The 18,693-nt window shown below is 64.2% G+C and carries 26 protein-coding genes and 1 pseudogene; 12 read left to right on the top strand and 15 right to left on the bottom strand.

The window, feature by feature from the left end:
• Positions 1 to 179 precede the first annotated feature (179 nt).
• Positions 180 to 575 carry a VOC family protein gene (locus HMPREF3157_RS00750; RefSeq protein WP_034372432.1) on the top strand — a complete coding sequence of 132 codons (396 nt, stop codon included), beginning with the start codon at positions 180 to 182 and terminating at the stop codon, positions 573 to 575.
• A gap of 305 nt (positions 576 to 880) precedes the next feature.
• On the opposite strand, the gene HMPREF3157_RS00745 is transcribed toward HMPREF3157_RS00750, so the two are convergent.
• A complete protein-coding gene (locus HMPREF3157_RS00745) occupies positions 881 to 1,234 on the bottom strand; it encodes a GNAT family N-acetyltransferase (protein WP_034372429.1) in 354 nt (117 codons plus the stop codon).
• A gap of 497 nt (positions 1,235 to 1,731) precedes the next feature.
• On the opposite strand from HMPREF3157_RS00745, the gene HMPREF3157_RS00740 reads away from it, so the two are divergent.
• Both HMPREF3157_RS00740 and HMPREF3157_RS10665 read left to right on the top strand, forming a co-directional pair.
• A complete protein-coding gene (locus HMPREF3157_RS00740) occupies positions 1,732 to 2,274 on the top strand; it encodes a DUF488 domain-containing protein (RefSeq protein WP_070435231.1) in 543 nt (180 codons plus the stop codon).
• Positions 2,275 to 2,713: 439 nt separating this feature from the next.
• Positions 2,714 to 2,842 (top strand): hypothetical protein, encoded by a 129-nt coding sequence (locus tag HMPREF3157_RS10665; protein WP_034372423.1) that lies wholly within the window; start codon positions 2,714 to 2,716, stop codon positions 2,840 to 2,842.
• 93 nt (positions 2,843 to 2,935) lie between these two features.
• Here the strand turns inward: HMPREF3157_RS10665 and HMPREF3157_RS00735 are convergent, their stop codons facing one another.
• Entirely contained in the window at positions 2,936 to 4,459 is a 1,524-nt protein-coding gene (locus HMPREF3157_RS00735; RefSeq protein WP_070435230.1) for a SulP family inorganic anion transporter, read from the bottom strand.
• A gap of 197 nt (positions 4,460 to 4,656) precedes the next feature.
• Between HMPREF3157_RS00735 and HMPREF3157_RS00730 the strand changes: the two genes are divergently transcribed.
• The 4 genes from HMPREF3157_RS00730 to HMPREF3157_RS00715 all read left to right on the top strand — a co-directional run bounded on the left by HMPREF3157_RS00730 (position 4,657) and on the right by HMPREF3157_RS00715 (position 8,066).
• A complete protein-coding gene (locus HMPREF3157_RS00730) occupies positions 4,657 to 5,040 on the top strand; it encodes a MerR family transcriptional regulator (RefSeq protein ID WP_016664134.1) in 384 nt (127 codons plus the stop codon).
• Positions 5,041 to 5,282: 242 nt separating this feature from the next.
• The gene (locus HMPREF3157_RS00725; protein WP_016664133.1) at positions 5,283 to 5,735 is read left to right on the top strand and encodes a hypothetical protein; all 453 of its coding nucleotides are present in this window, start codon (positions 5,283 to 5,285) and stop codon (positions 5,733 to 5,735) included.
• A gap of 82 nt (positions 5,736 to 5,817) precedes the next feature.
• On the top strand, positions 5,818 to 6,177 hold the full coding sequence (locus tag HMPREF3157_RS00720) for a Cd(II)/Pb(II)-sensing metalloregulatory transcriptional regulator CmtR (RefSeq protein ID WP_016664132.1): 360 nt from the start codon (positions 5,818 to 5,820) through the stop codon (positions 6,175 to 6,177).
• Positions 6,174 to 8,066: a heavy metal translocating P-type ATPase gene (locus tag HMPREF3157_RS00715; protein WP_016664131.1), complete on the top strand. Its 1,893-nt coding sequence runs from the start codon at positions 6,174 to 6,176 to the stop codon at positions 8,064 to 8,066. Before HMPREF3157_RS00720 ends, HMPREF3157_RS00715 begins: the two co-directional genes overlap by 4 nt.
• A gap of 354 nt (positions 8,067 to 8,420) precedes the next feature.
• Here the strand turns inward: HMPREF3157_RS00715 and HMPREF3157_RS10900 are convergent.
• From HMPREF3157_RS10900 to HMPREF3157_RS00685, 7 genes and pseudogenes are all read right to left on the bottom strand, one after another.
• Positions 8,421 to 8,744: pseudogene (locus HMPREF3157_RS10900) on the bottom strand (HIT family protein); the annotation flags it as partial.
• Positions 8,741 to 9,064, bottom strand: a complete 324-nt coding sequence (locus tag HMPREF3157_RS00705) for a HigA family addiction module antitoxin (RefSeq protein ID WP_016664129.1) — start codon at positions 9,062 to 9,064, stop codon at positions 8,741 to 8,743. The pseudogene HMPREF3157_RS10900 and the gene HMPREF3157_RS00705, both read right to left, overlap by 4 nt.
• Positions 9,039 to 9,290: a type II toxin-antitoxin system RelE/ParE family toxin gene (locus tag HMPREF3157_RS10135; RefSeq protein WP_081976445.1), complete on the bottom strand. Its 252-nt coding sequence runs from the start codon at positions 9,288 to 9,290 to the stop codon at positions 9,039 to 9,041. The genes HMPREF3157_RS00705 and HMPREF3157_RS10135 overlap by 26 nt, the downstream gene beginning before the upstream one ends.
• Before the next feature lie 9 nt (positions 9,291 to 9,299).
• On the bottom strand, positions 9,300 to 9,605 hold the full coding sequence (locus HMPREF3157_RS00700) for a helix-turn-helix domain-containing protein (RefSeq protein WP_016664128.1): 306 nt from the start codon (positions 9,603 to 9,605) through the stop codon (positions 9,300 to 9,302).
• Positions 9,606 to 9,610: 5 nt separating this feature from the next.
• Positions 9,611 to 9,961 (bottom strand): type II toxin-antitoxin system RelE/ParE family toxin, encoded by a 351-nt coding sequence (locus HMPREF3157_RS00695; protein WP_016664127.1) that lies wholly within the window; start codon positions 9,959 to 9,961, stop codon positions 9,611 to 9,613.
• 172 nt (positions 9,962 to 10,133) lie between these two features.
• On the bottom strand, positions 10,134 to 10,493 hold the full coding sequence (locus tag HMPREF3157_RS00690; protein WP_016664126.1) for a DUF6176 family protein: 360 nt from the start codon (positions 10,491 to 10,493) through the stop codon (positions 10,134 to 10,136).
• Positions 10,494 to 10,848: 355 nt separating this feature from the next.
• Positions 10,849 to 11,475, bottom strand: coding sequence for an MFS transporter (locus HMPREF3157_RS00685; RefSeq protein ID WP_016664125.1), 627 nt, complete (start codon positions 11,473 to 11,475; stop codon positions 10,849 to 10,851).
• 332 nt (positions 11,476 to 11,807) lie between these two features.
• Here HMPREF3157_RS00685 and HMPREF3157_RS00680 point away from each other — a divergent pair, with 332 nt between their 5' ends.
• Both HMPREF3157_RS00680 and HMPREF3157_RS00675 read left to right on the top strand, forming a co-directional pair.
• Entirely contained in the window at positions 11,808 to 12,122 is a 315-nt protein-coding gene (locus HMPREF3157_RS00680) for a helix-turn-helix domain-containing protein (RefSeq protein ID WP_016664124.1), read from the top strand.
• Entirely contained in the window at positions 12,122 to 12,964 is an 843-nt protein-coding gene (locus tag HMPREF3157_RS00675) for an IS3 family transposase (RefSeq protein WP_016664123.1), read from the top strand. The genes HMPREF3157_RS00680 and HMPREF3157_RS00675 overlap by 1 nt, the downstream gene beginning before the upstream one ends.
• A gap of 69 nt (positions 12,965 to 13,033) precedes the next feature.
• On the opposite strand, the gene HMPREF3157_RS00670 is transcribed toward HMPREF3157_RS00675, so the two are convergent.
• The gene (locus HMPREF3157_RS00670) at positions 13,034 to 13,867 is read right to left on the bottom strand and encodes an antirestriction protein ArdA (protein ID WP_255348421.1); all 834 of its coding nucleotides are present in this window, start codon (positions 13,865 to 13,867) and stop codon (positions 13,034 to 13,036) included.
• 68 nt (positions 13,868 to 13,935) lie between these two features.
• Positions 13,936 to 14,760, bottom strand: coding sequence for a BPL-N domain-containing protein (locus HMPREF3157_RS10325; protein ID WP_016664121.1), 825 nt, complete (start codon positions 14,758 to 14,760; stop codon positions 13,936 to 13,938).
• 78 nt (positions 14,761 to 14,838) lie between these two features.
• On the opposite strand from HMPREF3157_RS10325, the gene HMPREF3157_RS10470 reads away from it, so the two are divergent.
• A complete protein-coding gene (locus HMPREF3157_RS10470; protein ID WP_147594896.1) occupies positions 14,839 to 15,015 on the top strand; it encodes a putative glycolipid-binding domain-containing protein in 177 nt (58 codons plus the stop codon).
• Between the two features lie 41 nt (positions 15,016 to 15,056).
• On the opposite strand, the gene HMPREF3157_RS00660 is transcribed toward HMPREF3157_RS10470, so the two are convergent.
• Positions 15,057 to 15,524, bottom strand: coding sequence for a hypothetical protein (locus HMPREF3157_RS00660; protein WP_016664120.1), 468 nt, complete (start codon positions 15,522 to 15,524; stop codon positions 15,057 to 15,059).
• A gap of 515 nt (positions 15,525 to 16,039) precedes the next feature.
• Here HMPREF3157_RS00660 and HMPREF3157_RS00655 point away from each other — a divergent pair.
• The gene (locus HMPREF3157_RS00655; protein WP_016664119.1) at positions 16,040 to 16,456 is read left to right on the top strand and encodes a CPBP family intramembrane glutamic endopeptidase; all 417 of its coding nucleotides are present in this window, start codon (positions 16,040 to 16,042) and stop codon (positions 16,454 to 16,456) included.
• Positions 16,457 to 16,460: 4 nt separating this feature from the next.
• Positions 16,461 to 17,054, top strand: coding sequence for a TetR/AcrR family transcriptional regulator (locus tag HMPREF3157_RS00650; protein WP_016664118.1), 594 nt, complete (start codon positions 16,461 to 16,463; stop codon positions 17,052 to 17,054).
• 164 nt (positions 17,055 to 17,218) lie between these two features.
• Here the strand turns inward: HMPREF3157_RS00650 and HMPREF3157_RS10660 are convergent, their stop codons facing one another.
• From HMPREF3157_RS10660 to HMPREF3157_RS00635, 3 genes are all read right to left on the bottom strand, one after another.
• Positions 17,219 to 17,506 (bottom strand): GNAT family N-acetyltransferase, encoded by a 288-nt coding sequence (locus HMPREF3157_RS10660; RefSeq protein ID WP_232049727.1) that lies wholly within the window; start codon positions 17,504 to 17,506, stop codon positions 17,219 to 17,221.
• 378 nt (positions 17,507 to 17,884) lie between these two features.
• Positions 17,885 to 18,322, bottom strand: coding sequence for a type II toxin-antitoxin system VapC family toxin (locus HMPREF3157_RS00640; protein WP_016664116.1), 438 nt, complete (start codon positions 18,320 to 18,322; stop codon positions 17,885 to 17,887).
• Entirely contained in the window at positions 18,319 to 18,552 is a 234-nt protein-coding gene (locus HMPREF3157_RS00635) for a FitA-like ribbon-helix-helix domain-containing protein (RefSeq protein ID WP_016664115.1), read from the bottom strand. The genes HMPREF3157_RS00640 and HMPREF3157_RS00635 overlap by 4 nt, the downstream gene beginning before the upstream one ends.
• Positions 18,553 to 18,693: the final 141 nt, after the last annotated feature.

The following is an 18,693-nucleotide window of genomic DNA, read 5'->3' as shown; positions in this document are numbered from 1 at the left end:
GCTCGACCGACCGGAACTACACGTTGAACCGGAGCTCAATCGCGTCCCGTAGCCGATCTCAGTCGGCCTAACGCCTCGCCAGCGGCTCTGTGAACCCGAGCGGGCACCCGCATCAAGTGGAACCGGTCGGCTCAACGCCGTCCCTCGCGAATGGGGTAAGCCGACGTACTATATGCGTCATGCTCAATCCAGTGCAGCACATCGAGTTGTGGACCGTCGACGTAAACGCGTCCGCGCCATCCTTCGACTGGCTTCTGCCTCAACTTGGGTGGGCAGCTGACCACTCGCTCGACTGGCAGCAGGGTCGAACCTGGCGGCACCCCACTGGCGCCTACATCGTGCTTGAGCAGTCTCCCGCTGTCGCGGGCCCGTATGACCGGATGCGCGCAGGGCTCAATCACCTCGCACTGCGTATCCACGACCGCTCGTTACTCGATCGGTTGCGGCGCGAGTGCACCGAACACGGATGGAGCGAACTCTTCGCAGACCGCTACCCCCATGCGGGAGGACCCCAGCACACTGCACTGTTCATCGAGAATGCCGAGGGATTCGAGATCGAAGTCGTCACGGGCTAACGAGCCCTAACAAGGCTCCAACATGCTCGGTCAGACCTAGAAACGACGCTCGCTATTGATGCGGAACTCGACCGCGCTCTAAAACCGTTCACCGCTATGAATCAGAGATCATTAAGGCGCTTCGTGCGCTGGAACCGCTATCACCAGTACCAGAATCAGCTCACTCAATCAGTGCGTTCCATGATCAGCGCCTCGTGTGCAGCCTCGTTGGAGCTGGTCCACTGGCGGGTCTCGCCGGTCAGCGCGTAGCCCATCCGTTCCCAGAAACCTACAACACTACTGTTCGTGTCGACCACGCTCAGCCGTCACACGCGAGCATCGGGGAACAGCTCCATTAGCTTGCGATCGAACTGGGCCGCTAAGCCCCGCCCCTGGTGATCCGCGCGAATCTGCAATAGCCCCAGATGGGCAATCCTCACCTCGGGATAGTCGACGAGCAGGTCAGCAACACCGACCAGAGTCCTGCTAACCCAGAGTCCCATCGTGTGCTTTTGCTCGGGCACAGACGCCGCAGGCCGAGCATTGAATTGGTCGTCTATGTCCTCTGGTGCGGCCCCCGCCCCGTGAACGCGCTCAGCATAGCCCCCGTCGTCGACAAACAACTCCGCCACGCATGGTCGGTCTGACAGGGTGAGAGGCAAGACCTGAAAATCGATCACGGTATCGGCTTGTCCGAATACGCCTGGTCGGAGCCAGGCAGGGTCTCAGCGTGCGCAAGGGTGTTCCCAAATACAAGACGGGAGCTACACATTGAACCTAAATTCGACGACGTATCGTTGCAAAAACACCTTCTCATTCGTGAATAGCAGCTAAAAACCACCACACCCCGCTATGTGCGGCAAAGATAGAGTGCACACCAGGTAGCCTCAGCCCCGCTCCTCGTGCAGCGGCATCCTTAAACAAGACATACATGGGATTCGCCCCACATACGATTAACTCAGGCTTCCGATGTCGCCCAAGCGATCCGTTGAAACTTAACCGAACGGTCCGTGCGGAATACTCGGCCATAAATGGGATTTATACGGCGGAAAGGTGGGCGCGAATGCATCAAACGTCCTGTCTGCTACCTCCGCGTTCTACCGGTCCGACCACCTGCCGATGCACGATACCTGGACGCCAATGTTGGTGTAACCGCTTGACGCGTAGCATTGGCGACATGCGCATTTTCACCGTGGGCCACTCCAACCTCGAGTTCGAGGACTTCGCTGAAATGATCAAGGCTGCCGGTGTGGCATCCATCGTGGATGTGCGCAAGCTGCCCGGGTCCAGGAAGTACCCGTGGTTCAACGGCGACCCCCTTGCCGAACACCTTCCTACATGTGGCATCACTTACAGCAGAAGTGAGGGCCTCACCGGGCGGCGCAACGTGTCCCACTCGGTGCCTTTTGAGGTTAACGGCAACTGGCGTAACCGCAGTTTCCACAATTACGCCGACCATGCGCTGGGCGGGGAGTTCTCGGACGCGCTCTCGCAGCTACGGGTGAACGCCGCCGAAACCCCCACCGCGATCATGTGCTCCGAGGCGGTGTGGTGGCGCTGCCACCGGCGTATCATCGCCAACCACCTCATCGCCCGCGGTGACGAGGTTGGCCACATTATGGGCCTGGGGGCAGCCGGGGCGACGGTGAACGAGGCAACGCTCAACGACGGCGCAGTCATCGGCAACGATCTCCTCGTGCGCTACGCCGAGCGGGACTAGCGCGTACCCCAGAGGCCAGGGGTGCGGAAACTCGGACTATGCCTCAGGCGCGACCTACGCCTTGTATTCATGGAGCGCCCGCCCCTTATGAGCAGCAGCATCGGAGGCACACCAGTGGATAGCACGCTCAAACGAGCTTTAGGTTAGGAAATCTGCACCCCTCAATCTAAGAAGACCACCGGGAACCCCGATAGTGCCCCGAAGCATCGAATCGAAAAACGTGCTACCGACTTGCCACGGACCTAGACGTTGAACTTGAAGTCCACGATATCTCGTTACAAAGTCACTCTCTCGTTAACACCACCAAAAGGAGCGTTATCCAATGAAGCGTTCCGATTCTTAAGCTTCGGGCATTACGCCTTCGGTGGCCAGCGCGGGTCATCCGCGGAAAAGATCGCCAAGACTCATCTGGATCGCCCAGGCTGCGAACGAAATCGGCGTGAACGACGCGTCCTTCCGAGTCCACTACTTCGTGCCGCAGGCCTCCGCCCCGATGCCGCTGCTCGGTGCTGTCGCGGCCACCACCAAACACATCGAGGTGGCCAACGGTGTCATCGACATGCGCTAGCGCATCTCATGGTTGTGACGTTGGATAGCGGCTGCCGCCCGCGGCTGCGCCGCGGTTGCCCCCGACGTGACCGACTGGCCCACCTGAGCCCTGTCAGTGACCGTTGCCGAGTCCTCCCGTGAGTCGGGCGTGGAACCCAGTCGTGAACTCGTTCATCCCGACGAGCTCGACCGTCTTGCCGTGCTGTTCGTATTTGGTCTCGATTACGTCGAGCGCCGCGACGGTGGAGGCATCCCAGATGTGGGATCTCGTGAGGTCGATGATGACTCGGTCAGGGTCGTCGGCGTACTCGAACATGGTGGTGAGGTCGTTGCTGGAGGCGAACAGGAGCTGACCCTCGACTGTGTAATGCGCGATCCGAGCGCCATCCTGTTCAGTGATCTCACGCCTGACGTCGATGAGGTGGGCGACGCGGCGCACGAACATCACAGAGGCGACGAACACGCCGACGACGACACCGACGGCGAGGTTGTGGGTGGCGACGACGACGGCGACGGTGATGACCATGACGGTCGTCTCACTTTTAGGCATCCGGCGCAGGGTGGAGGGCTTGATGGAGTGCCAGTCGAAGGTACCTACGGAGACCATGATCATCACCGCGACCAGCGCCGCCATGGGGATGATCGCAACGATGTCGCCGAGGACGACGATGAGGGCCAAGAGGAACACACCTGCGAGGAACGTCGAGATGCGGGTGCGGGCCCCGGACGCCTTCACGTTGATCATGGTCTGCCCGATCATCGCGCAGCCACCCATGCCGCCAAACAGGCCGGAGAGCAGGTTCGCGACGCCCTGCCCCCAGCTCTCCCGGGTCTTGTTCGAGTGGGTGTCGGTCACATCGTCCACGAGCTTCGCCGTCATGAGCGATTCCATCAGGCCTACCAGCGCCATCGCGAGGGCAAACGGCGCGATGATCGTGAAAGTCCCCCATGTCAGCGGCACATTCGGTATGAACAGCTCGGGAAGGCTGCGCGGCAGCTCACCCTTGTCGCCGACTGCGGGTACGTTGATCGAGAAGACGACCGCGGCGGCGGTCACCAGAGCGATCGAGACCAGTGGGGCCGGTATGACCTTAGTGATCTTCGGTATGAAGACCATGATCAGCAGCCCGACCGCGACGAGGGGGTAGACCATCCAGGGCACGCCGATGAGTTCGGGCACCTGTGCCATGAAGATGAGGATCGCCAGCGCGTTGACAAAGCCGACCATGACGCTGCGCGGGATGAATCGCATGAGTCTGGCGACTCCGAAGACGGCGAGGAGGATCTGGAAGACCCCAGCCAGAAGCACCGTTGCGATGAAGTAGTCCAAGCCGTAGTCGCGGGCGACGGGGGCGATAACGAGAGCGATAGCGCCCGTCGCCGCGGTGATCATGGCGGGTCTGCCACCGAGGAACGCGATGGACACTGCCATCACGAATGAGGAGAACAAGCCCGCACGTGGATCGACGCCCGCGATGATCGAGAACGAGATCGCCTCGGGAATGAGCGCCAGCGCCACGACCAGGCCTGCGAGAACTTCGCGAGTGAGGATGCGCGGGGTCTTCAGTGCGGTGAGCACCGACGGTTCGGGCCGGTACCGACCCTTGTCTTCTTTGGTCGCAGTGGGCAAGGCCATGCGGTACCTCCATCTGTTCAGGGCGGCGCTCTCAGGCCAGGAGCGGAGAATGTCTGGTGGTGCGCGACAACGTGCGGCTTCGCCTGGCGATAGATCGCCACGGCGGAGGCATGTCCAGTCTCATGTGGACACGAGAGTCAACACTAACGTAACGTGAGAGTTGTGTCGAACTGAGACGATGAGATGAGGAGGCCCCCGTGCCCGAAGCGGGAATGATGCACATCGGAGAGCTGGCTGAGCGGACAGCTCTGTCGCAGCGCACCATCCGCCACTACGACGAGATCGGACTCTTGACACCCTCCGGACGCTCCGAGGGCGGGTTCCGGCTCTACACTGAGGGCGATCTCGGCAGACTCCTGCTGATCCGGCGCATGAAGCCACTGGGATACTCGCTCGATCAGATGGGCGACCTACTCCGGGCGCTCGACGGCGCAGATGGCGTCGGTGCTGCCGCCGAGAGCGCCCGGCGGGCGCTGAACGATTTCCGCACCGACGCGGAGGAACGCCGCGCGAAGCTTGCCAAGCAGCTTGACGCCGCTGACGAGTTCATCGGCCTGCTCGCCGCGCACTCCTCGGACTGAGTCGAAACAGACACACGATGCGCTATCTGTGCCAGCGAGGCCACTTCGAAGCGTTCATGGCTGCAGTGGACGGCAACGGATTCGCCACCGCCGCACCGCTGGACCGGCAGTAGCCCAACATATTCCAGCCCGGCTCCGCCCTGCCGGTCGTCCCCATGGTGCCCGAGCTGCGTTAGCACATTTCCTACGGCTCCGGCACCCACGCTTCTGTCGAGCAAACCGCCGAGGACGGACTCAACCTGATGTCGTCCACTCTGGTCTCCGAGACCAACGCCGAGCCCCTGAGCGAAATCCAGGCAGACCAGATCAGTCGCTACCGCGCCGCATGGAAGACGGCGGGCCATGCTTGGACGCCGCGCGCGTCGGTTTCGCGCTCCGTCTTCCCCATCGCTGACGGCGCGGACATGCAGATGTTCGGCATGCAGGCCACCGGCTCCGATCAGCTGGGCATGCTTCCCGACGTCGGCGCCTCCACCTTCGGTCGCACCTTCGCCGCTGAGCCCGACAAGCTCATTGAGCAGCTCAAAGCCGATCCCGCCGTCATGTCCGCCGACGCCCTGCTCATCATCATCCCCACCGGGATGGGCGTGGACGTCAACGTGAAGATCTTGGACAACTTCGCCACGCATGTCGCCCCCGCTTTCGGTTGGCAGCCGAACCGCGAAGGCCCAGTTACCGGCTATCCCATCGAGTAATTCCTGCAGGTCGCAAGCTCTTCGCTTCAATGTCAGTTCAGTGCATTTTGAATAGTTCGGCACACGTTGTATTGTTCAGTACATGCTGACTATTGCTTCACGCCTCGACGTCATGAACCGGCTCGGCCGGGCCATGGCTGATCCGACGCGCTCCCGAATCCTGATGACCCTACTCGACGGTCCGGGCTACCCGGCCGAGATTTCGCAAAGCTTGGATCTGACCCGCTCGAACGTCTCGAACCACCTGTCCTGCCTACGCGATTGCGGCATCGTCGTCGCCAAGCCGGAGGGCCGCAAGACTCGCTACGAAATCGCCGATCCGCACCTCGCGGCAGCGCTCGACGCGCTAGTTAACGCGACGTTGGCTATCGACGAAAACGCCCCGTGCATCGCCCCTGAGTGCTCGGTGCCCGGCTGCGGCGAGAAAGGAGCGGACGCATGAGTTCAGCATGTGGATGCGAACACGAACCCGCCACGGAGATCGAAGAGCTCGATCGGCCATGGTGGAAGGACCCCGAGCTACTGCTACCGATCTTCTCCGGCGTAGCCCTCATTACAGGGCTGGCGCTGGACTGGTCCGACTTGGAGACGCCCGCGACGGTACTGTATTGGCTTGGTCTGCTGTTGGGCGCTTACACGTTCGCACCTGGAGCGATCCGGAACCTTGTCACGAAGCGAAAGCTCGGCATTGGTTTGCTGATGACGATCAGCGCGGTAGGCGCGGTGATCCTCGGCTTCGTTGGAGAGGCCGCAGCGCTAGCGTTCCTGTACTCGATCGCCGAGGCGCTGGAGGACAAGGCAATGGATCGGGCCCAGGGCGGACTGCGGGCACTGTTGAAGTTGGTGCCGCAGACCGCAGCGGTACTGCGCGACGGCACGGCAGTCGAGGTCGTAGCAAAGGACCTCGTGGTTGGCGAGCTCATGGTCATACGCCCCGGGGAGCGGATCGCCACGGACGGCATCATTCGGTCTGGGCGCTCCAGCCTTGACACTTCAGCGATCACCGGAGAATCCATTCCGGAGGAGGTTGCGCCCGGCGACGAGGTGCCCGCGGGAGCAATCAACTCCGCCGGCGTGCTGGAGGTCGAAACGACCGCAGCTGGAACGGACAACTCACTGACCACACTCGTGGACCTGGTCGAGCAAGCGCAGGCGGAAAAGGGCGACCGCGCCCGGATCGCCGACCGGATTGCCCGACCCCTAGTGCCCGGGGTGATGATCCTGGCGGTGCTGGTCGGCGTGATCGGCTCGGTGCTGGGCGACCCCGAGACGTGGATCACCCGCGCGCTGGTGGTCCTGGTCGCAGCATCGCCGTGCGCGCTGGCAATCTCCGTGCCGCTGACGGTCGTGGCCGCGATCGGCGCAGCCAGCCAGTTCGGAGTGGTCATCAAGTCTGGCGCGGCGTTCGAGAGACTCGGCGGCATCCGTCACCTGGCAGTGGACAAAACCGGAACCCTTACCCGCAACCAGCCTGAGGTTACCGGAGTGGTCCCGGCAGACGGATTCGATCGGACGCAGGTGCTCTCCTTCGCGGCGGCCGTTGAGCAGCAATCGACGCACCCTCTCGCCGCGGCGATCGCGGCAGCGGGGCCCGAAGCGCCCACCGCCTCGGACATCAGCGAGGAAGCTGGGCATGGCATCGGCGGCACCGTCGAAGGTCGACGGGTACTTGTGGGCAGCCCCCGATGGATCGACGCCGGGCCACTGAAAGCGGACGTTGAGCGCATGGAGTCCGAGGGCCAGACCTGCGTCCTGGTCACCGTCGATGACGCTCTCGCCGGGGCGATCGGGGTCCGCGACGAGTTGCGGCCCGAGGTGCCCGAAGCCGTGCAGGCCCTGCACGCCAACGACGTGGAAGTAAGCATGCTCACCGGCGACAACACTCGCACCGCCCGGGCGCTGGCTCAAATCGCCGGAATCGACGACGTGCGCGCCGAGCTGCGCCCGGAGGACAAGGCAAGCATCGTCGCCGAGCTCTCCTCTAAGACGCCGACAGCGATGATCGGCGACGGCATCAACGACGCGCCGGCATTGGCGGGCGCTACGGTGGGCATCGCGATGGGAGCGACCGGCTCTGACGCCGCGATCGAGTCCGCTGACGTCGCCTTCACAGGCCACGACCTCCGGCTAATCCCGAAGGCACTACAGCACGCCCGCCGAGGCAGCAGGATCATCAACCAAAACATCGTGCTGTCTCTGGCCATCATCATCGTGTTGATGCCGCTGGCGATCAGCGGCGTGCTGGGCCTGGCCGCCGTCGTGTTGGTACACGAGGTCGCCGAAGTCATCGTGATTTTGAACGGCCTGCGGGCTGCGCAAGCGAAGCGCTGAGGCTTTGATCGGCAAGTCTGATAGGGATTCAACCACACGCCGCGCGGACGCACCTTGGACCAGGCGCGTCATTCGAGTTCACGGTCTGCCTCCGTGGAATCGGGATCGTACTCGGCCACCTGGCCCTTCTCGATGCATGCGGGCACGGGAGCTGTGGGCGAGCCGCCGCCCGGCACGTTCCCCCAGCCGACCAAGGGCCTCCGAGCGCTCCGGGTCTCCAACGCGGACCGTGGAAGCTCAGACGGCAGCCGCTAGCGTCGCACTGAGACGAGCACCAGCCGCCGCTTGATCGATCGCCGTGACAGCAGAGTTCGTCACGGGCCACGTATCCACGCCGTCTCCGTTACGACGCGGCACCACATGGACGTGCCAGTGAGCAACCGACTGGTCACTCCCCGGACCACAGGCGCTCAGCAGATTAACCCCCGTACCGAGCCTCGCCTCCACCATCGCTGAACCAATAACGCTGCAAAGCTCAACCACCGCCGCGCGAGATTCGGACGTCGCCTCGAGGACCCCAAGGCAGTGTTGCTTCGGCACGACAAGCGTGTGCCCGGCTGACAGCGCAGAATCAGTCAACGTCAAGAAGGCAACTGCCTGCGAACTCTCCGCAATGATGGTCGCAGGGCTGGAACCAGCTACGATGTCGCAGAAGATGCACTGATCGCTGGATTTCACGACGCCAGCTCCCAGGGCGTAGTCTCGTCCACCTGTTCGGCGGTGCGGACTGCAGCCAGTGCCAGCTCATGCCGCAACTGCAGATTCAGCCAGAACTGCGGCTCGATCGCGAAGTAGCGCCCCAGCCGTAGTGCCGTGTCCGCGGTGACCGCGCGCTTACCGTGCACAATCTCATTGACCCGACGCGGCGGCACACCGATCGAGGCCGCCAGCTTGTGCTGCGTAATGCCGAACCCCTCGATGAAGTCATCCATGAGGATCTCTCTCGGACGGATCGGCTCGATCAGGTCACTCTCAGCGGTCGTCGACGAGTTCGACATCGTCTGCACCTCCATCTCTCCAGACGAAGCAGAGACGCCATTGTGCGTTGACGCGGATGCTGTGCTGTCCCACGCGGTCCTCGTTTAGTGGCTCTAACCGGTTGCCAGGCGGTATGCACCGCGAGTCGACGAATCGAGCAGTGCGGGTCTGCGTCAGCTTTCGTGTGGTTGCGTTCTGGACACGGGAATCGACCGAGTTCAGGCACGCATGGCCATGGCGTCGCACGGGAGCCTGTCAGGCCACTTGGACGCGATGATCGCCCAGAACATACTCGATCGACAGACCGCCGCCAACCGCCTCAAGGTAATTGCGGATCGTACCGACCTTCGCATTATCAAGGTCGCCATGCTCGATCTTGGAGACCTGACGCTGACCCACGCCGATGCGTGCAGCGAGCTGCGCCTGCGTTAGACCAGCATCTTCACGAAGCTCACGGAGTCGGTATGCGCGCGTCTCGGCGAGCATCCTCTCCTTATGCGCGTCGACGCGCTCGCGGTCCACGGGATGCTCGGCGACAAAGTCCTTCAGTGACAGGGCCATTTCGGTCACTCTCCTCTCAATTTGCGCAGGTGTTCATCGAAAATGTCGTCGGCCAGTGGAACGTTCGTCTTGTACCAGCGCGTCCAGTTGCCAGCCTTGTCGCCAGCGATCAACATGATCGCTGAGCGCTCCGGATCGAATGCGAACAAGACGCGCAGCTCAGATCGTCCAGCCGAACCCGGCCGCAGCTCCTTCATGTTGCGATGTTGTGACGACGACACAGTGTCAACGATTGGCCGCCCGAGCTGTGGGCCACGTTCTTCGAGTAGCTCGATCGCAGCTATCACCTGCACCCGCGAATCATCGTCCAGCGAAGCGAGCCATTCGGCGATCAGCTCGATGTCCACGTTCCACATAACGCAAGCTTAGACCATATATGGTCTAAGCTCAACAGGGTGTAACAGCGTCTTCTCGGGCCGGCCAGCGCAGGCCCACAAGAACCCTGGAGGTCAGCGCGTCGTGCGCGATGATATTGATCACAATATCCGACACGCGCCAAACAGCGCGCAACTGGATGATCGCCGCGATCTATTCGCACACGAGAGGCACCATCGCTGCCTCCACACGCTGTGGCACCATGTGCACCCGCGGTGTGAGGTCCTCACCCGGATAGGTGTCATCGATGCACTCTTTCCAGAATGCGACGTGATGCTTGTCGAGCCAGTGTTCAGAATGATTGACAGACTGCCCACTCTCACCCTGCACGCTGTACCAGTAGAGGTAATCAACGTTGTCCACGACTTCGTGGAAGATCGTCTCGACGTACATCTCCTCGGGTTCGAGAGTCTCGCGTACTGCATCCTCATTCTCGTTCAGGAACGCCATCCACTCGTCAACTTTGGCTCGCGCGCCTTCCCGCACCCGAAACCTGGTGAGCTCAATTCGCATGCGACCAGCCAACCATGTAACGAGCGCTTCCGACGACAAAACGAAGGCGAACCGAGTCACACATTGAAGCGGAACTCCACCACGTTCCGTAGCCGAATAACCTCAGCTTGCGAACTCGGCAAAGCAGCGCGATGAGCACGCCGCAGAGAGCCAGCGGCGCACCGAGCCGGTCGAGCCCGTCGTCCAGGAAGACCGCCATGTCGTGGGAGAGCAGGACGATTGGAGTGACCGTGACCAGCAGGAGGAGGATCCGCGCGATGACGTCGGCGCGGTGCTCGCGCAGGATTGCGCCGATGCCCGGCTGCCCTTCGTCTGCTGCGGTGCCCGCGGCTCGTCGGGGAGCGGTGACCGCGGGTCAGGTTCGATCCCTACTCCGCTCGACCAGACAGACCGCTGCCGCAGCAGTTGAGAGGGCGGCGACGATTGCGACCGGCAGCCAGGCGGTGCCGCCGATGAGCGCTCCGGCGACGGCGGTGCCGGCCGAGCCGGCGGCGATCTTCAGCGCGCCGACCCAGATGAAGATCTGCCCGCGCGCCTCGGGCGGGGCGTACTCGCTCCGAGCCGCGAGCGTAGCCGCGAAGAACAGTGAGTTCGCAATCCCTGCTGCGCCGAACGCGACGAGGGCAGCAGTGAAGTTCGTCGTCGCGATGACCAGGAGCAGTGCCGCAGCGACGACTGCCGCGAGGACGCCGGTGAGCTTGTCGGCGTCCCCGTGCAGCGGCCGGACCATGAGCAGCCCGGAGCCGGCGAGGGTGCCGATTCCGTAGCTTGCGACCAGGCTCCCGGCCAGCGCCGCCTCGCCCAGGGACTGCGCGACCGCGACGGCATAGATCGGCAGCGCCGCGACGGAGAATGCGACGACGACGGTCAGGACGAGAGTGCGCCGCAGCGGGCCGGATCGCCGGATCGTGACGAGGGTGCGTCCTGGGGACGGGACCGCGCCGGGGTCGTCGAGCGGGGACTGGCGCGGCAGGGCGAGCACGGCTCCGGCCCCGACGACCTCAGCGGCCGCCAGTGCCAGGGTCGCGACGAGCGGGCTCGCGGCTGCGGCGAGCCAGGCGACCGCGGCCGGTCCCAGGGTGCCGCTGAGCCTGAAGTGCTCCCCGGAAGTTGGACTGAGAATTCAGTTTCTTCTTCCGGGGAGTCTTCATGTATGCGAGTAGTTCTCTGACCCAAGCCCAGCAGCGGGCGGCTGTAGGGTTGTTCGAGGCGGGCTGGGGCGACACGGCCGTGGCGTCTGAGCTTGGTGTGAGTCGTTGGCCGGTGCGAAAGTTGTTCCAGCGTTGGCGTGTTCGAGGCAGAGGAGCGCTGGTCATGGCATCGGGCAAGAAGGTCTATCCGTTCGAAACGAAGGTGGCCGTCGCGCAGCGTTTCCTGGCTGGGGAGCCGAAGACGGACCTGGCGATCGAATTCGGTCTGTCCTCTCCCCAGATCGTCCAGAGATGGGGAAGGATCCTGCGCGAGCAGGGCGAAGACGGTCTCAGACCCAGACCACGAGGTCGGAAGACGGCCACGGGGCCGTCCGACGAGATCGAAACTCTGCGGCGCGAGGTTGAGCGGCTGAGGGCGGAGAACGCCTACCTGGGAAAATTGCGGGCCTTGATGGAGCCACAAAGTCGGTCAAGGTGATGGCCGTCGTTTCCCTCAAGGCAGACCACAGGCTCACCGATCTGCTCGCCGCGGCCGGGCTGGCGAGATCCACGTTCTTCTATCACCAAGCCCGCCTCACCGCCCCGGACCCGCAGGCTGGGTTGAAGGCGGCGATCAGGGAGGTCTTCGAGGCCTCGCGTCGCCGGTTCGGGCATCGACGGGTCTGGGCCAAACTGCGGGCCCAGGGCTGGATCGTCGCGAAGAAGACCGTCCTGAAGTTCATGCGCGACCTCGGGCTGCGTTGCGAGATTCGCCGCAAGCGGTTCCGGTCCTTCAAGGGCGAGGTCGGCAAGACCTTCCCGAACCTTCTCCAGCGTGACTTCACCACCACTGGCCCGAACCAGAAGTGGGTCACCGACGTCACCGAGTTCCACCTCGACGGCGAGAAGGTGTATCTGTCGGCGGTCATGGACCTGTTCGACCGCCAGATCATAGGCGCGACCATCGGCCCGTCACCGAACCTGGCCCTGACCAACACCTCCCTGGAACAGGCCGTCGGCCGGCTGCGAGAGGGAGACCACCCGATCGTCCACTCGGACCAGGGATTCCAATATCAGCACTGGCAATGGCGCAGGATCCTCGGCCAGGCCGGCGCGAGAGGATCGATGTCCCGGCGCGGGAACTGCCTCGACAATGCCGTAATCGAGAGCTTCTTCGGCCACCTCAAGGACGAACTGTTCTGCTCGACCACGATCACCACCGTCGAGCAACTCACCACCGAGTTCACCGACTACATCGACTGGTTCAACCACCACCGCCCCCACAACAGCAACAAGGGCCTGCCCCCGGTCCAATACCGGGAACAGACCCTTGCCGCCTAGGCCCTAGGCTTTCAAACCAGTCCGACAATCGGGGACCAGTTCACCAAATCTGGCTGCGGGGCTCTTATGTCACAGGTCTCGGAATACGAACACCCCACCGTCGGGTGCGGGTATGACGGTGTGGTCGAACAGCAGGTCGCGGGTCCATGATTCCCAGTTGAAGTACCGCTGAGCCTCCTCGGGCCATCCGTCCATTAGACCGGTGTCCTCAGCGAGCTGGGCGGCGAAGTCGTCGAAGCGCTCCCACTGCCCGCAGTAGCGCTCCTCGAAGTCGGAAGTGCTGGGCAGGCAGCGCCCCACGGAGGTGTAGTTACCCGACTCCACCCAGGCGCACAGCGCAGGCCACAGAGTCTCACCGACCTCCTCGTGGACCTCACCCCACTCGGCGACCTCGGCAAGGCCCATCTCGCAGGGCACCGGGATGTTCTCGTGGTCGAGGCACCAGACCTCCTCACAGCCCGTGTACGGGCCGTCAGCGTCCCCGTGGAGCTGGGCGAGGGTGACGTCGGCGGCGTCGGTGCCGGCGGGATGGAACTCGACAGGGCTCGCGAGGATCTCGTCGAAGCCCATCGGCGTGACCGTCTCGTACACGACGTCGACGATGTGCTCCCCGTCGACCACCGGCTGGCCCCGCCAGAGGTTGCCCGGCTTCATGATGGCGCCCATCGACTCCGAGATCCACCAGCCGTGGACGTTGGCGCGGGCCCGCTCGCACACGAGCCATGCGCCGTTGAGGGCTCCTGCCGACGAGCCGTACACCGCGTCGAAGGCCGCCAGCAGGCCGCGTTCCTCCAGCTCACAGATCATGCTGCCGCCGTGGGCTGCTCGCGAGCTGCCGCCCTCGAGCACCACGGCGAGGCGGGCGTCGTCGTCCCGGTGCAGCGGACGGGAGCCCGCGGCCATGCGGGTGCGGATGAGGTTGAGGACGGGGTGCACGGCCCCATCCTGCCGCGCCGAACCGGCGCCCGGGTTCATGGCACGAGCTGGCGCACCAGGGGCAGGGCGTAGGCCCAGTCGTCGCCGTCCTCGTCGATGAGTCCGCTGCCCTTCAGCCAGGTGCTGTCGGCCTCGGGGTGCGGGCCGATCAGGCCGATGCGGCCCTGCCCGAGGACGTAGCGCGCCGCGGCGATGTCGCCGGTCTCGTAGCGGGCATGCACGACGGCGCCACGTTCGGGCAGTCGGGCACCTTCCTGGAAGTACGTCCACCGTCGGGTGCCGTCCCAGGTGACCGCGACCAGGTGGTCGGCACTGTCCACCACGGGAAACCCCGGCGCCCCGACCTCACCGTCGATCTGCCTTGGGATGAGTCCGAACCCGTCGTTGCCAGCCAGGTAGGCCCCCATGCAGACGCCCAGATAGCGGCCCCCGCCGCGCACCCACTCCTGCAGCGCCTCGACGAACGGTGCGGGGAACTCGGCGGCGGCTGCCGGGATGTCGTCGCCGCCGCCCGGCTGGACGTACAGGTCGATCCCGTCGAGGGCCCCCGCGTCCAGCGCAACCTCCTCGTCGGGGCCGACGAAGGTCACCTCCATGTGCAGCGGCGCGCCCGCGAGTCGTTCCGCGAGCGTCTCGGCGCAACCGTCGCATCCGGCTGAGCCGCGATACACGGCAGCGACGGTCGGTCGCGGCGTCGGTTGCTGGGCCGGAGGCGTCGGCGAGGCGCACGACGTCAGCCCCGCGGCGACCGGCACCAGTGCGGCTCCGGTGAGGAACCCGCGACGGGTGGCGCAGGCGGGCGGACGGCAGGACGACGCGCCGGCAGCGGGGCTGCGCTGGTCAGTCGTCGCGTGGTCCATGGGCCACATGGTTATTGGTCGCTGGCGTCGTCACCAGTGACTACTCGACATCCAACCTGAACAACGGCTGGTGATGGCGTGGATCGATCTGCCTTCGCTGGAGGTCAGCGCCTCGGAGCAGTACTACGCCAGCATCGATCGCGGCTCGGTTCGCTTCATCAACGGGACGAGGACTTCGACGCTGTGCTCGACGTCGACGGCGACGGCGTGATCACCGACTACCCCTTCGCCCGAAGGATCGAAACTGGCGCCTGACAAGGGCAACCGGCGAGCATCCCCGCCAGCCGGGACGGTGATCACTCGAACCGGCGCAAGGTACACCAGTCGGGGACGCTGTCCGTCCGGTAGTAGTGGACGAAGATGTCGCCGGCCTGTTGCGCAGTGAAGACCTCAAGCTTCGGAACCGTCTCCGCCCGACCTCGCCAACGAACCTCCAGCTGCGCGGCTCCTTGTTCGTCGGAGCCCCTGCACCCGAGCTTGTACAGACCCAGCTCGCCCGAGGCATCGAACTGGCTCACTTCGACCATCATTGCCGTCGCTGCCCCCGCCGCCTGCAGGAAGCACAGTGGCCACCCGGAGGCCCGGGGATCCCACAACCGCGTCCCCTCGGGGAACCGTGCCAGGGAGACGGCGAACTCCTGCTGACCATCCATGCCCGACAGGACGCGCCGCAGCATCGCCTCCGGATCGAGCAGCTTGCACACTTCCGTCACGGACGCGCCGCCGTTGAGCGTCAGTGCATGCGTGGGATCCCAGGAACCCATACAACCCTCTTTCGAGCAATCAGCGGTGCAGCGAGCACCAAGTATAGCCAGACCAATGACCCGCGAGCGGAGCACGCCCGCAGGCACGGCGTCGCTCATCGAGCCGCAGGACCAGCGGCCCTGCGGCGACGGGCGGGGATTGTAAGAGGTAGCCCGTACGGTCGGCGACACGGGTGAGGTCAAGGAGAATCCCGGGCATGCACCACGATGGATACGGCCAGTCAGGAAAAGGCTGGAAGAGCTGGCAACCGCCGGCGGCAGAGCCGAGCGAGGCAATCACAAGCGTAGAGAGATTCGCTCCTACTGGTGCCGAGACTGCCACGCCTACCACCTCACCGGCAAGCTCCTGAGGTGATGCTTGGAGCGACGAAACCAGGTTCCGACACCGGGGACACGCTGGGCGTTGAGCGAGGCCGCGTCGCAGCTGCACCGCTTGGCTCCCCGAGGTGCCGTCACAGCCCGTTCAGAGCACGGGGACAACTCCGACGAGATCGCTTGACAGGGGGTCCCCCCTGATGGCAGCGGCGTACCTGTCGCTGTGGATCGCCGTGGGCTTCAACGAGGAGATCTGGTTCCGGGGTCTGTTGCTCGCCGCCCTGCGGGGGCGCGGCGACCGGTTCGCGATCGTCGCAGGCGCAGTGATCTTTGCACTCCTCCACCTCGGCAACATCTTCACCGGCCAGCCAGTCGTCTACATCGTCGGCCAGCAAGCGCTCGCCCTGCTCGTGGGGATCGTCCTCGCGGGAATGGTGATCGCATGCCGGAGCCTGTGGATCGGGATCATCTGGCACGCGGTCTATGACTACGCGGCCTGGCTGACCGGGGATTCGGTCGACACTGCAGGGCTGATCAGCCTGTTCGGCACCCTGGCCCTGCTGGCAGTGCAGGCGGTGTGGTGGTGGCCCCGCACCACCCAGGCCGAGGCAGAATGAACCCATGGAACTGACCTCACGGCAGCAGGCCTATGCCGACGCGGGCCTGGCCGTCATGGCTCGCGACGGCATGGGAGCGGTATCCTATCGCAGCGTGGCCGCAGAGGCGGGAATGTCGCTCGGGGCGGTCCAGAAGTCCTTCGCCACCAAGGACGAGCTGCTCCAGGCGATGCTCGCCCGCTTCCGTGCAGCCGCGGCGGCACCGGCTGTCGCCGTGCCGAGTCAGCCGACGCTCGTGGACTGGCTCGTCGCCCTGACGCTGCAGATCCTGCCACTCAACGAACGGAGCCGCCGCCAGGAAATCGTCGCGACGGGATTCGGAAACCTGGCGCACACCAATCAGGCCTTTTCCCTCGCACTGCGCACGGAGGATGCCGAATTGGTGGGGCGCATCGCGTCACTCATCGGACGCGCCATCGCGGAGGGCGAGATCCAGCCCGTCGATCCAACCCGCGCGGCACGCATCTGGCTCGCCCTGGTGCAGGGATATGGCTCGCAACTGCTCTATGACCCACGCACGGCTGACGCCGTCGAGGAAGAGCTCCACATCGCCTTATCGGCGCTGTTCAGACGCGCCGATCGCGTCGAGTCGGCGTAGCCACCTGCACAATGCCCCTGCGGCCCCTTGCTCCAAGTCGCAGCAGCCAACTACACACAAACCGGAACTCGACCGGGTCGCCACGATTAGGGGCAGTCAGGTGGATCTTGGAAGGCTCGCCACAGGGCAGCTGACCTCAGGCCTTACATGCCGCTGCCACAGGGTCAGACGCCTGTGCTCACCCACCGTCTCTCACCGTCGACCACATCGGTCGGGACCATGCCCAGCTTCGCAGCTACCGCCTGCGAGGCCAGATGATCGGGATTGATATGCGCAGCCACACTGTGAACTCCACGTTGAACGAGCCGATCGACCAGCAGCTGCGCGGCCCGCGACGCATAACCGTGGCCCTGCCACGGCTTACCGACCACCCAGGCAATCTCGGCGGGTCCGCCATTCTTGGGAACAGTGGCTTGCACATATCCGATGGGCTGGGCGTCAAGCAGCACCACCAAGTTGATCCAGTCCTTCGAGCCATCGAGGGAGCAGCCCCGAGTCTGGATCGCGTACGGCCGCTCGAGCTCCGTAGCGCTCGGCGGACCCACCGGTGAACTCGTACAGCGATGGGTCCGCCAGCACTTCGGCCATCACCTCCGCGTCATGGACCGACAGCTCACGAAGGTGCACAGCGTTGACCATCAGGAGCATTCCAGCACCAGGATTCACCCCCAAGCAAAGCATTCCCCACGCTTCTGGGGCGGCGAAGCATTCTGGGTGCCGAGGGGTCGTGGCAAGCGAGCCTTAGGCGGCCCGCAAGGGCTTGATCGCAGCGATCTCATCGATTGCCCGATCCTGCGCAAGCTCTAACCAAGGCCCGCGACGATCCCGAGTCACGAAGCGGGGTGCGAAGTTCCTGTCCACGGATCAAACAAGGAGACACCGGTCCTCAGGAAGTCCTTGATGTTGCGCGTCGCACAGACCGCTCCCCGGGCTCGACAGATCGCCGCTATCTGCGCATCCCCAGTCGAGACCGGAAGACCAGCCGCTTCTCGCTGGGCCAGGGTGTCGGCATAGTGCGGAGCCGCCACGGCATCGAAGGCAAGAATCGCACCGGTGTCGCGATACGGACGCAGAGCACCCTCAACCGCCCCAGTGAGCTCGGTCTTTCGCCTACCATCAGGCAACCTGCGCAGGCCCGCCAAGAGCTCAGCCAGAGTGATTGCGGTGATGGCAACGTCATCAGTGACCGATTCCAGCCATTCCACGACGTTCACTTCCGGACGCGGCCTGAGCACCTCGGAGACGACGTTCGTGTCGAGAACGATCACGAGAAGTCCACTACGCGGGCGCGGTCAGAACGTTCGGGAATCGGCAAGTCTTCGACCCCACCGGCCAGCTGTCCCGCACGCAACAGCGCGAGCCCAATGTTTGGACGGGTCGCCGCCCGCGTCAGGATGTCACGAACTTCCGCCTCCATCGAGCGACCATGCTCCCTGGCCTGAGCAGCCAAGCGAGCCTTGACCGACTCATCAAGCCCACGGACGACAATGGACGACATCACGATCACCTCCCGAAGGTGCTTGCACTCATGCTATCACCCCAACATCAGCTCCAATCGGACTGGCCCCGGAGCCGCCGGCGACCGCCTCACACGTTGAAGCGGAACTCCACCACATTGCGCTTAACCGTAAGACTGTGG

The sequence above is a fragment of the Dermabacter sp. HMSC06F07 genome (assembly GCF_001807345.1).
GTDB lineage: Bacteria > Actinomycetota > Actinomycetes > Actinomycetales > Dermabacteraceae > Dermabacter > Dermabacter hominis.
This window is presented reverse-complemented; position numbering and strand designations above follow the sequence as displayed.

What these genes read in the sequence shown, in the direction of transcription:
- HMPREF3157_RS00740 (WP_070435231.1), top strand. Translation starts at nt 1,732, where the DNA reads ATGCGCATTTTCACCGTGGGCCACTCCAACCTCGAGTTCGAGGACTTC.
- HMPREF3157_RS00635 (WP_016664115.1), bottom strand. Translation starts at nt 18,552, where the DNA reads ATGTCGTCCATTGTCGTCCGTGGGCTTGATGAGTCGGTCAAGGCTCGC.
- HMPREF3157_RS10325 (WP_016664121.1), bottom strand. Translation starts at nt 14,760, where the DNA reads ATGGACCACGCGACGACTGACCAGCGCAGCCCCGCTGCCGGCGCGTCG.
- HMPREF3157_RS00705 (WP_016664129.1), bottom strand. Translation starts at nt 9,064, where the DNA reads ATGTCGAACTCGTCGACGACCGCTGAGAGTGACCTGATCGAGCCGATC.
- HMPREF3157_RS00670 (WP_255348421.1), bottom strand. Translation starts at nt 13,867, where the DNA reads ATGGCCGCGGGCTCCCGTCCGCTGCACCGGGACGACGACGCCCGCCTC.
- HMPREF3157_RS00725 (WP_016664133.1), top strand. Translation starts at nt 5,283, where the DNA reads ATGTCGTCCACTCTGGTCTCCGAGACCAACGCCGAGCCCCTGAGCGAA.
- HMPREF3157_RS00735 (WP_070435230.1), bottom strand. Translation starts at nt 4,459, where the DNA reads ATGGCCTTGCCCACTGCGACCAAAGAAGACAAGGGTCGGTACCGGCCC.
- HMPREF3157_RS00660 (WP_016664120.1), bottom strand. Translation starts at nt 15,524, where the DNA reads ATGGGTTCCTGGGATCCCACGCATGCACTGACGCTCAACGGCGGCGCG.
- HMPREF3157_RS00655 (WP_016664119.1), top strand. Translation starts at nt 16,040, where the DNA reads ATGGCAGCGGCGTACCTGTCGCTGTGGATCGCCGTGGGCTTCAACGAG.
- HMPREF3157_RS00750 (WP_034372432.1), top strand. Translation starts at nt 180, where the DNA reads ATGCTCAATCCAGTGCAGCACATCGAGTTGTGGACCGTCGACGTAAAC.
- HMPREF3157_RS00715 (WP_016664131.1), top strand. Translation starts at nt 6,174, where the DNA reads ATGAGTTCAGCATGTGGATGCGAACACGAACCCGCCACGGAGATCGAA.
- HMPREF3157_RS00700 (WP_016664128.1), bottom strand. Translation starts at nt 9,605, where the DNA reads ATGGCCCTGTCACTGAAGGACTTTGTCGCCGAGCATCCCGTGGACCGC.
- HMPREF3157_RS00720 (WP_016664132.1), top strand. Translation starts at nt 5,818, where the DNA reads ATGCTGACTATTGCTTCACGCCTCGACGTCATGAACCGGCTCGGCCGG.
- HMPREF3157_RS00695 (WP_016664127.1), bottom strand. Translation starts at nt 9,961, where the DNA reads ATGTGGAACGTGGACATCGAGCTGATCGCCGAATGGCTCGCTTCGCTG.
- HMPREF3157_RS00650 (WP_016664118.1), top strand. Translation starts at nt 16,461, where the DNA reads ATGGAACTGACCTCACGGCAGCAGGCCTATGCCGACGCGGGCCTGGCC.
- HMPREF3157_RS00690 (WP_016664126.1), bottom strand. Translation starts at nt 10,493, where the DNA reads ATGCGAATTGAGCTCACCAGGTTTCGGGTGCGGGAAGGCGCGCGAGCC.
- HMPREF3157_RS00675 (WP_016664123.1), top strand. Translation starts at nt 12,122, where the DNA reads ATGGCCGTCGTTTCCCTCAAGGCAGACCACAGGCTCACCGATCTGCTC.
- HMPREF3157_RS00680 (WP_016664124.1), top strand. Translation starts at nt 11,808, where the DNA reads ATGGCATCGGGCAAGAAGGTCTATCCGTTCGAAACGAAGGTGGCCGTC.